At 68.5% G+C, this 13,061-nt stretch carries 11 protein-coding genes; 3 read left to right on the forward strand and 8 right to left on the reverse strand.

Features of this window, described 5'->3' with window-relative positions:
* Nucleotides 1-1,470 carry a GMC family oxidoreductase gene (locus tag MRBLWH12_RS01295; protein WP_363545252.1) on the forward strand — a complete coding sequence of 490 codons (1,470 nt, stop codon included), beginning with the start codon at nt 1-3 and terminating at the stop codon, nt 1,468-1,470.
* Nucleotides 1,471-1,679: 209 nt separating this feature from the next.
* On the opposite strand, the gene MRBLWH12_RS01300 is transcribed toward MRBLWH12_RS01295, so the two are convergent.
* The 4 genes from MRBLWH12_RS01300 to MRBLWH12_RS01315 all read right to left on the reverse strand — a co-directional run bounded on the left by MRBLWH12_RS01300 (nt 1,680) and on the right by MRBLWH12_RS01315 (nt 6,939).
* A complete protein-coding gene (locus MRBLWH12_RS01300) occupies nt 1,680-2,660 on the reverse strand; it encodes a type IV toxin-antitoxin system AbiEi family antitoxin domain-containing protein (RefSeq protein WP_363545254.1) in 981 nt (326 codons plus the stop codon).
* Nucleotides 2,661-2,957: 297 nt separating this feature from the next.
* Complete coding sequence (locus MRBLWH12_RS01305; protein ID WP_363545256.1) at nt 2,958-4,604, reverse strand: amidohydrolase; 1,647 nt, start codon at nt 4,602-4,604, stop codon at nt 2,958-2,960.
* A 2-nt stretch (nt 4,605-4,606) separates the two neighbouring features.
* A complete protein-coding gene (locus tag MRBLWH12_RS01310; RefSeq protein WP_363545258.1) occupies nt 4,607-5,446 on the reverse strand; it encodes a molybdenum cofactor biosynthesis F family protein in 840 nt (279 codons plus the stop codon).
* Between the two features lie 44 nt (nt 5,447-5,490).
* Complete coding sequence (locus tag MRBLWH12_RS01315; protein WP_341975508.1) at nt 5,491-6,939, reverse strand: APC family permease; 1,449 nt, start codon at nt 6,937-6,939, stop codon at nt 5,491-5,493.
* 128 nt (nt 6,940-7,067) lie between these two features.
* Between MRBLWH12_RS01315 and MRBLWH12_RS01320 the strand changes: the two genes are divergently transcribed.
* Both MRBLWH12_RS01320 and MRBLWH12_RS01325 read left to right on the forward strand, forming a co-directional pair.
* Nucleotides 7,068-7,934 (forward strand): SDR family NAD(P)-dependent oxidoreductase, encoded by an 867-nt coding sequence (locus MRBLWH12_RS01320; protein ID WP_363545261.1) that lies wholly within the window; start codon nt 7,068-7,070, stop codon nt 7,932-7,934.
* Nucleotides 7,935-7,963: 29 nt separating this feature from the next.
* Nucleotides 7,964-8,779: an SDR family NAD(P)-dependent oxidoreductase gene (locus tag MRBLWH12_RS01325; protein ID WP_363545264.1), complete on the forward strand. Its 816-nt coding sequence runs from the start codon at nt 7,964-7,966 to the stop codon at nt 8,777-8,779.
* Between the two features lie 141 nt (nt 8,780-8,920).
* Here the strand turns inward: MRBLWH12_RS01325 and MRBLWH12_RS01330 are convergent, their stop codons facing one another.
* The 4 genes from MRBLWH12_RS01330 to MRBLWH12_RS01345 form a co-directional block, all read right to left on the reverse strand.
* The gene (locus tag MRBLWH12_RS01330; RefSeq protein WP_363545266.1) at nt 8,921-9,571 is read right to left on the reverse strand and encodes an HAD-IA family hydrolase; all 651 of its coding nucleotides are present in this window, start codon (nt 9,569-9,571) and stop codon (nt 8,921-8,923) included.
* 154 nt (nt 9,572-9,725) lie between these two features.
* Entirely contained in the window at nt 9,726-10,418 is a 693-nt protein-coding gene (locus MRBLWH12_RS01335; RefSeq protein WP_341975504.1) for an ABC transporter ATP-binding protein, read from the reverse strand.
* The gene (locus tag MRBLWH12_RS01340) at nt 10,415-12,187 is read right to left on the reverse strand and encodes an ABC transporter permease subunit (protein ID WP_363545269.1); all 1,773 of its coding nucleotides are present in this window, start codon (nt 12,185-12,187) and stop codon (nt 10,415-10,417) included. Before MRBLWH12_RS01340 ends, MRBLWH12_RS01335 begins: the two co-directional genes overlap by 4 nt.
* The gene (locus MRBLWH12_RS01345) at nt 12,174-13,034 is read right to left on the reverse strand and encodes a branched-chain amino acid ABC transporter permease (protein WP_363545272.1); all 861 of its coding nucleotides are present in this window, start codon (nt 13,032-13,034) and stop codon (nt 12,174-12,176) included. Before MRBLWH12_RS01345 ends, MRBLWH12_RS01340 begins: the two co-directional genes overlap by 14 nt.
* Nucleotides 13,035-13,061 lie beyond the last annotated feature (27 nt).

The following is a 13,061-nucleotide window of genomic DNA, read 5'->3' on the forward strand; positions in this document are numbered from 1 at the left end:
ATGGTGTTGCGCTCTGCCATCGTCGTCGGCGCGGGAACCTCGGGATCGATCGTCGCTCGACGACTGGTGGATGCCGGGGTGCAGGTCACGCTCGTCGAGGCCGGCGGCTACGACACGAACCCGGCCATCCACGATCCCTCCCGGGCCGGCGAGCTCTGGCACAGCACCGAGGACTGGGACTTCTACACGACGCCGCAGGAGCACGCCGCAGGGCGTCGTCTGCACCTGCCTCGCGGCAAGGTGACCGGGGGATCGCATGCGCTGAACGCCATGATCTGGGTTCGCGGTGCCGCATCCGACTACGACGGCTGGGAGCGTGACGGCGCGACCGGCTGGGGGTGGGCCGAGGTCGAGCCGGTATTCGAGGCCATCGAGAACGATCTGCTGCCGGTGACGGACGACTATCCGCTGTCCCCGATCCAGGAATCCATCATCGACGCCGCCGTTCAGGAAGGGCTGCCGCACAATCGCGACTACAACGGCGGCACGCTCGACGGAGTCTCGCAGCAGAAGGTGACGATGCGCGACGGCCGCCGCGTGAACACCTGGATGGCCTATGCGCAGCCTGTCGCCGAGAAGATATCGATCGTCACCGGGCGCGAGGTGCATTCGGTGATCGTCGAAGACGGCAGGGCCGTGGGCGTGCGACTGGGGGAGGACGCCGACGCCGAGGAGCTGCGCGCGGACACGGTCGTTCTCGCGGCAGGCGCGATCGGCTCGCCGGTCATTCTGCTGAGGTCGGGCATTGGGCCGGCCGAGGAACTGACGGCTTTGGGGATCCCGGTCGTCCAGGATGCGCCCGGTGTCGGCAGGAATCTCCACGACCACCTGCTCTCGCCGGTGATCTTCACCACGCAACGCCCGATCGGACCGCCGCAGCCCGGCATCTCGGTCACGCAGAGCCACCTGTTCTGGCGCAGCCAGGATGATCTCGCCGAACCCGACACGCAGCCGATCCATTTCTCGGTGCCGATGTGGGGCGAACTGGAGCCGCGCGGCGGCGACGGATTCACCCTGATGGCCGGGCTGGTGACGCCGCACAGCCGCGGCTCGTTGACGCTGTCGGGACCCGGACTCGCGGATCTTCCGAACATCGACCTGGCGGCCCTCGCCGATGAGCGGGATGTCGCCGCGCTCGCGGCGTCCGTCCGGCAGTGCCGGTCGATCGGCGCGCGACCTGCGCTGGCTGATGAGTGGGGTGCTGTCGAGGCATACCCGGGACCCGACGTTCCGGATACCGAGACGGAGGACTGGGTGCGCCGCACGGTGATCACCTACCACCACCAGGTCGGCACCTGCCGGATGGGCTCGGATGCCGAGGCCGTCGCCGACCCGCAGCTGCGCGTGCGCGGGGTCGAAGGGCTGTGGGTGATCGACGCGTCTGTGATGCCGCGCGTGCCCACAGGGAACACCAACGCCCCCGCGGCGATGATCGCCGAGCGCGGAGCGCGCTTCCTGCTGGAGGGGTGAGCGGCGGCCCCTCCTGTGCGCGTCGTGACCGCTACAGTCGCCAACGTCGCGGCTGCCACCCCCGTCTGTTGATGCCCTCTGCTGTTGACGCCCCCGCCTGTTGACGGTGTCACGGGTATCGCCCCCGGTTGTTGACGACACCCCCGCTTATCGACGTCAACAACCGGGGGCCTCGGCGAGAACCGGGAGTGTTTGTTCAGGCCCCGGGGTCACGGAGGGCGGATGCCGAAGGCGCTCAGTCTCCTTCCGAGGAGCTGCGGTGTCGCAATGTGCGCCGACTCCCAGCGTCCGAGTCCCCAGCCGGTGACGCCGCGGACCGCATCCTCTCGACGCTTCTCTGCGAGGACGATCTCCTCGATCGTGCGCCCTCCCATGAGTTCGGGGTCCGTGTACTTCCCCAGTCCGTCGAACTCGCCGAAACTCCGCGACCCGGGAAACGCGAAATCCAGCCAGTAGTCCTCGGAGTCCGGTCCGACGACCCGCGTCTGCAGCTCCACCGCCGTGAAGCCGAGGCGATGCAACTGCAGGCGGCTGACGCTCTCTCCGGGCAGCTGTGCGCGGCCGTCCGCGAACTCGATCACCCACCGGGTCTGACGGATGCCGCGGGTCGTCGTGCTCTTCGCCCGGCAGACCAGCTCACCTCGCCATTGCGCAGTGATCGCGGCATCCATCGTCCGGCCGTCGGGGACGGCGATGCCCCGGAGTGCGGCATCCGCGGCTGCGACCGCGGCCTCGGTGCTCACGGTCGCGGTCACGTCGAGGACGGTGCGATCGCGGCTCGTGCAGCGGATGCCGTCGATTACTGTGACGTCCCGCGCAGGAACGTGGGCATCGTGCCAGCGGATTCCAGCACGGAGCCTACTGTGACGGCGGCCATCGATGACGGCGTGCACTTCGCTCGGCGCCGTCTGATACAGCGGAAACCCGTGCAAAACTGCCGCCGATACGCCCGAGAAAACCGGGCCAGGCGGCGCAGCATTGAGGTGAGCGGCGAGCACCTCCACGAGGTGCTTTCCCTCGTTCCACAGCTTCTTCCAGTCGCTGGCCCGCACGTACCAGCCGCGTCGCACCCGCTTCAGGGCCCCCGATTCGACGGACGCCCGCATCTGTCGATCGGTGACGCCTGCCTCGAGAAGCTGCAGGCGCGAGCGCAGCAGCTTCCTGGCTTGTGGGGTCGTGAGCGTCGCCATCCGCTCATCCTGGACCGCCACCTGCGTCGTTCGAGAGGGGAATCCCATCGATGCGAACAACTCGAGCGGATGCGTGAGATGTGCAGGACGAGTCCGGTCCGACGCCGCGGCCCTCCCGCTTGAGGCCCACCTCTATACCCCCGTTTGCCGACGAGACCCCCAGGTACTCACGTCAACAACAGGGGGTCTCGTCAATAACAGGGGGTCCCGCATCCGCGGCGTCAACAACCGGGGGTCTCGCAACCGGGGGTGCCCGTCACACCCGGGGTCCGCAACACTCAGCCGGCTCCGCAACACTCAGCCGGCGTAGACCTCACGCCCGGCGAACCAGGTCGACAGCACCCGGGTGTGGAAGATCTCATTCGCGGGGCCCGCGACGGCATCCCGGTCGAGCACGACGAAGTCGGCCGACTTGCCCGGTGTCAGCGACCCGGTCTCGTCGCCGAGTCCCATCGCCGTCGCCGCGTTGATCGTGAAGATCTCCAGCGCCTCTTCTGCGGTGACCGCCTGTTCCGGCCACAGTGTCCCCGGAGCGCGTCCGAGCGGATCAGCGCGGGTGACGAGCCCCTGCATCCCCTCGAGCGGGTTCGGAGATTCGCTCACCGGCCAGTCGGAGCCGCCTGCGACGAGGCCGCCGGCGTCGATGATCGAACGGTTGGGTTGCGAGTGCTCCGCCCGATCACCGAGCACCTCGGCCAACGCCTGCGGAATGACACCGGGGTACCAGATGAACGGCGAGATATCGGCGGCGACCCGGAGCGCGGCCAGCCGCTCGATGTCCGAGTCGGCGAGGAACTGGCCGTGCGCGATCTGGAACGCGGTCTCGGTGAAGTGCTCCGCGCGCAGACGTTCCACGACGTCGAGCAGAAGTCGCGCCGATCCGTCTCCCGTGGCGTGCACTTTGGCGCCGAGGCCGCGTTCGGCGACGTTGCGGAGCCAGCCGTACAGCTCGTCGAAGTCCATCGTCGTCGTGCCGTGGAAGTGCGCGCCGTGCACGTCGTCCGGAAGATACGGATCGATGAACAGCGCCGTCCGCGCCGGCGGCACACCGTCGAGGAAGATCTTCACGAAGTCCGGCCGGTGGTGCGCGGTGCGGAACTCCTCGCCGCGCGAGACCAGCGATTCGCCGACGGTGTCGTAGCCGAAGATCTCGTCGTTGACGGTGAGGCTGGACACCACCCAGGCGTTCAGCTCGCCGGCCTGATCGAGCGACTGCAGCGCCGCAAGGATCTCCAACGAGACGGCAGCATCCTGGAACGCCGTCACCCCGAAGCCGTTCAACAGCTCGACGCCGCGCTGCGATGCCCGCCGGTGTTGCTCGGGCGTGAGACCTCCGGCCCGCGCGTGCGCCTGCGCGACCGGGATACCAGCGGCCTCGAGCAGGATGCCGGTGGGTTCGCCATCGCGCGGATCCACGAGCGTGACGCCCTCAGCGGGGATCGCATCCTTGGAGATCCCGGCCAGGCGCAGCGCGGCCGCGTTGACCCAGCGGTTGTGATGGCTGTCGTCGGACAGCATCACCGGGCGTCCGCCGGATGCCTCGTCGAGGCGCCTCCGCACGGCAGAGCTGTTCAACTCGTCCATGAGGGTGCTGGCCCAGGAGCCGCCGGTGATCCAGGCATCCGTCGGCAGCGATCGCGCATGCGCGGCGACGCGGTCGAGGATCTCGTCGAGCCCCAGTGCGGTTCCGAACGACAACTCGAAGAGATCGGTCACGCCTGCGGTGGCGTGGTGGTTGTGCACGTCGACGAAACCCGGGTAGACGGTGGCGCCACCGAGATCGCGCACCTCGGTGCCACGACCGCGGAACACCGCTGCCTCCGCTGCCGTTCCCACGGCGAGGATGCGCCCGTCCCGGATGGCGATCGCCTCGGCGAGCGGGCGTGCGGGATCGACCGTCCGCACCCTGGCGCCGGTGATGATGAGGTCGGCGTGCACAACCATGTTCAGCGCGCCAGCGGGCGGGCCGGGTCGAACTCGACCGGGTGCGTCGTGTGCGAGATCAGACGGCCGTGCGCACCGAACGTGAAGTGCGTCGGAGTCGTACCGGTCTCGTCCCAGCCGAAGAGCACACCGTGCGACCGGATCGCCTTCTGATCGCGGTGGTCGGCGATCGTGACCGAGCCGCAGGGGATGACCTTCTCGCGCCAGGTGAAGACGTAGATGCCGGGACGGATGCGCCAGACCGTGTTCGCGTCGGTGTCGGCGAGGCCCTGTTCGGGTCCGGCCAGGCACTGCCAGGTGTACCAGTGCGGGGAGAGGTAGACGTGCTCGTAGGCGTGCGTGCTGGAGTACACCCAGAGCACACGGCGGCCGATCAGCTCGGTCGTCGGAGCGGGCGCCTCGCCGTTCGGCTCGATGCCCTCGATGAGACTGGACGCGAACGCCATCTGCACGGCGGTCCGGCCGGGGGCCGCTTGACCGAGGATCGAGATCACGGAGAGCGCGTGGCCGCTGCGGAGATCGAGGATCAGCGTGACGGCCTCGTTCGGCAGGTATTTGTGGTGGAACTGCGCGTAATACAGGTCCTGGTCGACCTCGATGACCTCGCAGTCGTCGGTGTCGGATGCCGCGGCCGTCTCGTCGCCCTCGCCGGGCTCGTAGCTCCAGCTCACGGTGCCGGGGCCGAACGTGTGGGTGATGCGGGTTCCGCGATCGTCGACGACCGTGAACGTGCGACCGTCCAGGTCGTTGCTGAGCTCGGCCTTGCTGGCGTCGAAGCCGGGAGCGAGGCCGTCGAGCGGCAGCCAGGTGGACGTGTCGGAGAGGTTGACGTCATCGGTCATGGTGCGTGCTTTCCTTCGTGGTGATGGGGGTGGTCGAGGGGAGTTCAGCGATCGCTGAACTTCTCCAGGTCGGTGGCGAGCTCGTCGTAGACGACGGGCTTCGTGCGCTTCAGATACGCGCCGTAGGCGATTCCGCCGATGATGGCGAGCACGAGCAGCAGCGGCATCATCCGGATCGCCGGCTCACTGGAGCCCGCGACGATGTCGAAGTTGACGACCGCGAGGATCGAGATGGCGGCGATGCCGAGGAATCCGATGCCCGGCGCGATGAACGTGCTCCACCAACGCGGATCCTGACGGCGCCGGAAGTAGACGACGATCGAGATCGCGGCGAGGCCCTGCAGGATCAGCACGCTGAGCGTTCCGAAGCCGAGCATTGCGGGGACGAGGGTGAGGATCGGGTCGGCTCCCGCGATCGCGAAGATCACCGCGACGAGCGCTGCGAATCCGGCCTGCACGATCCCTGCGATCGCCGGTGCGCCGTTGCGACGGGTGCGCGCGAGTGCGTGCGGCAGGATGCGCGCGCGACCGAGCGAGTACAGGTAGCGGGTGGCCGAGTTGTGGAACGCGAGCATCGCCGCGAACAGACTGACCAGCAGCAGCACCATCATGACCGTCGTGAGAGGTCCGCCGAGATACTGCGCGGAGAGCGAGAAGATGAGGTCGCCGGTGGGCAGGTGCTCCAGCGCGGTGCTCTGCGCCTGCGCGACGCCGGTGGCGCTGACGACGGCCCAGGTGGTGACGCCGAGGATCACGCCGATCGCGATGATCGAGGTGTAGGTCGCGCGGGGGATCGTCCGCAGCGGCTGCTTCGCCTCCTCGCTGAACAGCGCGGTCGCCTCGAAGCCGAGGAATCCGGTGGCTGCGAGCAGCAGGCCGATCGGGAGGGAACCGGAGAACACCGCTTCCGGGCTGAACGCGGCGACGTCGTAGCCGGTCTGCACGAGCACAGAGATGTCGAACACGACGAGCATGAGGACTTCGAGCACAAGGCAGACGCCGAGGACTTTCGAGGAGAAATCGACGCCGATCCTGGCGAGCGCGAAGCACACCACGATCGAGAGCAGCCCCCAGACGATCCAGTGCATGTCGAATCCGGTCAGATCGCGGATGATCGCCTGCATGAAGAAGCCGCTGGTGCCGATGGTGCCGACGACGAAGAAGTTATAACCGAGCGTCGCGATGAGTCCGGCGATGAGGCCGCCGGTACGGCCGAGGCCCTTGACGACGAAGGCGTAGAAGCCGCCGGCGTTGACCAGCTGCTTCGACATCTGCGCGTAGCCGACGGCGAACAGCAGCAGGATCGCCGCGACGATGAAGAACGACATCGGGGTGCCGCCGCCGTTGCCGAGCGCGATGGCGATGGACGCGACGACGACGATGCCGGTGAGCGGCGCGACCGCCGCCAGCACCAGGAAGACGATCCCTGCGACGCCGAGGGCGCCAGGGCGCAGGGCGGTGTGCTCCTGCGGTACTGCGGTCGTATCTGCCACGTCGGCTCCTTTGCTGGCTGTCGCCTGTGTTCACGCACAGTGCGGACGACGAGGGATTCTCGTTAGGGCGAGTCTGCTCGCGTGCCGACCTCTGCGCTTGCCTCTGAGCGAAAGACGATGGTGTGAGCGTGCACGGACAGCGGAGCGGCGTTCGCCTGGCGGCGACGCAGGAGCAGGATGACGGGGAGGACGCCGCCGTCATCCGATGGCGCTGCTCGATACCGACGGGGCAGACGGAGGGTGAGATGGATCTGCAGTTGGACGGGAGAACGGCGCTGGTCACGGGGGCAGCGAGCGGGATCGGCCGCGCGGTGGCGCTGGCGCTCGCCGCGGAAGGCGTGAGAGTCGCCCTGCTGGACCTCGACTCCGCGGGCGTCAAAGTGACGGGCGACGCGTGTCCGGGTTCCGTGATCGTCTCCGCCGACGTCACGGATGAGGCCGAGGTGCGCGGTGCCGTCGCCACGGCGGTCGCAGAGCTCCACGGCCTGGATGCCGTCGTCTGCTGCGCCGGCGTCTCGGGCCCGGTCGGATCCGGCATCGAGCAGACCAGCCTCGCACAGTGGGAGACGGTCTTCGCGGTGAACGTCACGGGCGCGTTCCTCGTTCTCAAGCACGCGCTCCCGGCCCTGCGCGCGTCGGCGGCAGCATCCGTCGTCCTCGTCTCGAGCGACTCGGCCCTCGTCGCCTCACCGGGAATGGTGCCGTACTGCGCATCGAAGGCCGCGCTCGTGCAGTTCGCCAGGGCGCTCTCGGTGGATCTCGCCGGAGACGGGATCCGCGTCAACACGGTGGCGCCCTCGATCGTGGACACCCCGATGAGCCGTGGCGATCTGGGAGCCGATGACGGTTTCGGCGATGCCAGCTTCCCGGTGCAGACCGCGGACGAGGTCGCTGCGCACGTGTCGTACCTGGTGTCGCCGCGCAGCAGGGCGATCAACGGCACCACGATCCTCAGCGACTTCGGATACACCGCGCGTTCGGGATTTCCCGCCTAACACCTACACACAAGAGTCAGGAGAAGCGAATGACAAGCTCGATCGGATCGACGGTCGCCGGACGCGTCGTCGTCATCACCGGCGGCGGCACCGGCATCGGAGCGGCCATCGCGGAGCGCTACGCGGCCGAGGGCGCGCACGTCGTCGTCGTCGGACGCCGCATCGAGCCGCTGCGTGAGGTGGAGCAGGCCGTCGGGGCGCATCCGGTCGTCGCCGATGCAGCCGATACCGACTCGGCGAAGGCTGCGGTCGCCGAGGTGCTGTCGAAATTCGGACGCCTCGACGTGCTCGTCGCCAACGCGGGCGGACACGGGTTCTCGTCCGTGGGCGACACGGATGACGCGGGGTGGGAAGCCTCTCTGCGGGCGAACCTGACGACGGCGTTCACGATGGCGCGCGAGGCGCTGCTCGCCCTGATCGAGGCGAAGGGTCAGATCGTGATCGTGTCCTCGCTCGCCGGGCTCTTCGCCGGCCCATCGGTCGCGGGCTACACGGTCGGCAAACACGCGCTGATCGGGCTCACCCGGTCGCTGGCACGTGACTATGGACGCCACGGCGTGCGTGTGAACGCGATCTGCCCCGGATGGGTGCAGACGCCGATGGCGGATGACGAGATGGATGAGTTCGCCTCGCACGCCGACCTCGGCTCGCGCGAGGAGGCCTACGCGACGGTGACCGCCGACGTGCCGCTTCGTCGTCCGGCGCATCCGAGCGAGATCGCCTCGGTCGTGCGCTTCCTCGGTTCGGGGGAGTCGTCGTACATCACCGGTGCTGTCATCGTGGCGGACGGCGGCTCGCACGTCGTCGACGTTCCGACCATCGCGTTCGATCACGCCGGGATGTAGCGCGCCCTACCCCCGGAATGCGAGAGCGCACGGGCGAAACGTCGTAGAACAGCGCGAACTTCGCAGAGATCTGTGAGATTCGTGCGAAGTTCGTGCAGTTCTACGTGCGGCGTGCGATCGGTAGGCGCGGAGCGGCGGACCTCAGCCGATCGTGAGCTCGAACCCGTCGTCCGCGCGGACGACGGCGACCTGGGTGAGATCGTCGACGACGTACGTGGGGTTGTGCGCAGCCGCGTGCCTCCCGACGCCGATCACTCGCATCCCCGCTGCGAGTCCGGCCTGGATCCCGGCACCCGAATCCTCGAAGACGACGCAGTCGGCGGGTTCGATGCCGAGCAGCTCCGCGCCGCGGAGGAACCCTTCTGGGTCGGGCTTGGATGCCGTTACGTTCTCCGCCGTGACGGCCAGCTGCGGGACGGTGAGACCGGCAGCGGCCATTCGCGCGTTCATGAGCGCGACGTCAGCGGAAGTGACGATCGAATGCGGAAGCCCCTCGACGGCCTTCAGCAGCGCCTCGGCCCCGGCGATCGCCACCACCCCTTCGACGTCGCTCGACTCGTTCGTCAGCATGACCTGGTTCTCGTGGATGTTGATCGCGTGATCGCGCTCGGGCAGCAGGATCGCCATGCTCTGGTGCCCCTGACGACCATGCACGACGCTGAGCACCGTCTCTGGGTCGATGCCGTGCGGCTCTGCCCACGCGAGCCAGAGGCGCTCCACGACCGAGGTCGAGTCGACGAGGGTGCCGTCCATATCGAGCAGGACGGCGCGGGCGTGGGTGGTCTGAGTCACCCCTTCAGGCTAGCCGCTGGCAGGCTCGGCATCCGTCCGGCCGTACCACTTGCAGGACCGACGCACGGATGCAGGATCATCCCGCGGTGTGTCTCCCGACACATGGGTTTTGGTCCTGCATCCGGTACGCAGGCATCCAGGCACGGGATGCCGATCAGCCGCCGAGATAGGCGCGATGCAGCAACTCCGGGTCGGCGCGCAGCGCCTCGGAGGTGCCCTGGAAGGAAACCGCGCCGCCGGCGACGACCACCGCCTCGCGGGCGAGGCTGAGCGCCAGCTGCGTGAACTGCTCGACGAGCAGCACGCCGACACCCGAATCCGCGATCGACTTCACGATCGGCATCAGCCGCATGAAGACGACGGGCGCGAGGCCCAGCGACATCTCGTCGATGAGCAGGATCCGCGGTTTCGCGGCGAATGCACGGGCCAGCACGACCATCTGCTGCTCCCCACCGGAGAGCAGCCCGGTGGGGGAGTCGATGCGCTTCTCGAGCTCGGGGAACTGCGCGATCGCCGCGTCGAGCTCGGCGGCGGTGCGCGCGGTCAACGAGATGTTCTCCCGCACGGTGAGCGAGGGGAACACCGCCCGTCCCTGCTCAATGTGCACGATGCCGCGCCGTGCTCTGGCGACCCGGGACAGCTTGTCGATCGGGTCGCCATCCAGCGTGAGAGAGCCGGAGGAGTGCGGCGTCACACCGGAGATCGACTCGATCAGGCTCGTCTTGCCTGCACCGTTCGGACCGACCAGGGCGAGCACGTCGCCGCCGGTGACGCGGAGCGAGACGTCCGAGATGACAGCGCCGGCTCCGCGGCTGACCGTGACGTCGTTCAGCACGAGTTCGCTCATGACAGCAGCTCCGCTTCTCCCATGTAGGCCTTGACCACGTCCGGGTTCGCCAGCACCTCGGCCTGCGGGCCGCTCGCCAGCACGCGACCGAAGTCGAGCACCGTGAGCGTCGGGCAGACCGAGCGGACCAGGTCGAGGTCGTGCTCGATGATGATCAGCGCGACGCCGAATCGCGCGGGGAGCTCCCGCAGTCGCGCGGCCAGCGCCAGGTGCTCCCCGTGCGAGAGGCCGGCGGCCGGCTCGTCGAGGATGAGCAGACGGGGCTTGGCGAGCACGTTCGCGGCCACCTCCACGAGGCGCCTCGTTCCGACATCCACGCTCGACAGGCGGGAGCGAGCAGGCGGGCAGCCGAAGAACTCCAGGGCCTCGTCGATGTCGGATGCCGCGAGCCGTCGCCGCGCGACGAACCGGACGTAGCCGCCGACCGTGAGCGCGGGCGGAACTCGATCCTGCTGGAACGTGCGCCGCAGGCCGAGGCGCGCTCGGCGAGTGGGCGAGAGCCCGGCGAGATCGCGTCCGTCGAGGCGAATCCGCCCGCCGTGCTTCGGCAGGAAGCCGCTGATCGCATCGACGAAGGTCGACTTGCCGGCGCCGTTCGGGCCGATGAGCCCCATGATCGACGCCGCAGGCACCTCGAGCGACACGTCGTCGAGCGCCTTCAGCGCGCCGAACTGCACCGTCAACCCCTCCACGGTCAGCACGGGTTCTCCGCGGAGAGCGGCCTCGTCGACGGCGGCCGTCGTCGTGTTCGTGATGGCAGCGGCATCCGGTTCGGCGCCAGGCGGCAGCGCCGTCAGTTTCGCCTTCGCCGTCTTGCGGTCCGCGCGCTTCCAGAGGAGGTTGCGGATGCTCTGCCCGAGGTTCGTGCCACCGGTGAGCGCCTGCACTCCGAGCACACCGAAGACGACGAACGCCCAGTCCTGAGGCACGCCCCAACGCTTGAGCAGCTCGGGAACCAGCACCCAGAGGATGCCGCCGAGGATCGCCATGTCGATCAGATGCGCGCCCGACATCACGGCGAGCACGTAGAGCGCGAGCGACTGCAGGGGAGTGAAGCTCGACGCGAACGGCAACTGCACCTGGCCGGCGAGGAGTCCGCCGGCGATGCCGCCGAGAGCAGCGGAGACAGCGAAGGCCGTGAGCTTCGCGACCTGCACGCTCTGCCCTGCAGCCGCGGTGCCGCGTTCGGAGAATGCAACGGCCTTCCAACTCGAACCCCAGCGGCCGCGCTGCAGGAAGAAGACCGTCAGCGCGCAGATCGTGAGCACGACGATGGAGAGGAAGAAGAACTCCCGGTCGTTGGAGAACAGCGCCGGCCGTTCGATCGCGGTGCCGTCGGCAGAGCCGGGAAACTGGATCTGCACGAGGGTGACGTCGGCTGCCGCAGCGAAGCCGAGCGTGACGACGGCGAGATTGACCCCACGAAGGCGCAGAGCCGGCAGTCCGACGAGCACGCCGACCAGTCCCGCGGCGATGCCGCCGAGGAACAGCCAGACGATGAACCCGCCCGGAGCCTGCATGACGTTCAGCAGTGACACGATCCATGCGCCGACCGCGGCGAAGGTGAGTTGGCAGAGGGCGATCATCCCGGCGGAACCGGTGACGATCCCGAGACCGAGGATCGCGATCGCTGCGATCACCGCACTGATCGCCAGGAAAACGAAGTAGCCGGGAAGCGCGGAGCTCAGAATCGCGCCGACGCCGATCGCGGCGAGACCGACGGCGAACGGCCACGAGAGCCGGAACCAGGAGCGTTCAGCGAGCGGCATCCCACACCTCCTTGCGTTGCGTCCACAGCAGCAGGACGACGATGAACAGGAACGGGAGGAAGTTGCGCACCAACGCCACTTCGTCGATCTGGGCGACCACTCCGCCGAGGACGCCGAGGACGACTCCACCGATCACGGCGAGATCGAGCCGCCGGAATCCGCCGAGGAGCGCCGCAGCCGCCGCGGGGACGATGAGCATCGAGAGCCCGGTCGCATCGCTGGACTGAGACGGCGCCACGATGATGATCGCGATGGCGCTGATGATGCCGGTGACGAACCAGACGGCGATCGACAACGGGCGAGAACGGATGCCGAGGAGCTCGGCGGTCGTCGGACGCTCGGAGAGAGCGCGCAGCTGCGTTCCGACCCTGGTGCGCCGGAGAATGATCCGGACGACGATCGCCGTGATGACGGCCATGGAGACCGTGGCGACGGTGACCTGGCTGACGACGACGCCGCCGGCCTGGAATGCGGGACCGGCGATGATCGGCGTGAACGGCTGGGGCTTGTTGCCGAACAGGATGAACGACATCGAGATGAGCAGCAGCAACGGGCCGACGGTCATCGCGGATCGTGTGGTGGTCGACGCCTCCGACAGCCAGGTGGCGGCGATCCAGCCGATGGCCGCGGCGAGGAGTCCAGCCACGAGGACGCCGAGCACGGAGCCGAGCCAGATGGGCAGTCCGGCTTCCTGAACGAACCAGACCGCGGTGAATGCGCCGAACATGCCCGTCGCGGCCTGGGCGAAGTTGACGACCCGAACGAGGCGCGACATGAGCGTCAGGCATACACCGAGAACGGCGTAGAGGCCGCCGGCGGCGAGGCCGGCAATGGCTCCTTGCAGCATGGGATTGTCCTTTCTGGTCGGACGGTG

The sequence above is a fragment of the Microbacterium sp. LWH12-1.2 genome, from assembly GCF_040675825.1.
Lineage (GTDB): Bacteria > Actinomycetota > Actinomycetes > Actinomycetales > Microbacteriaceae > Microbacterium.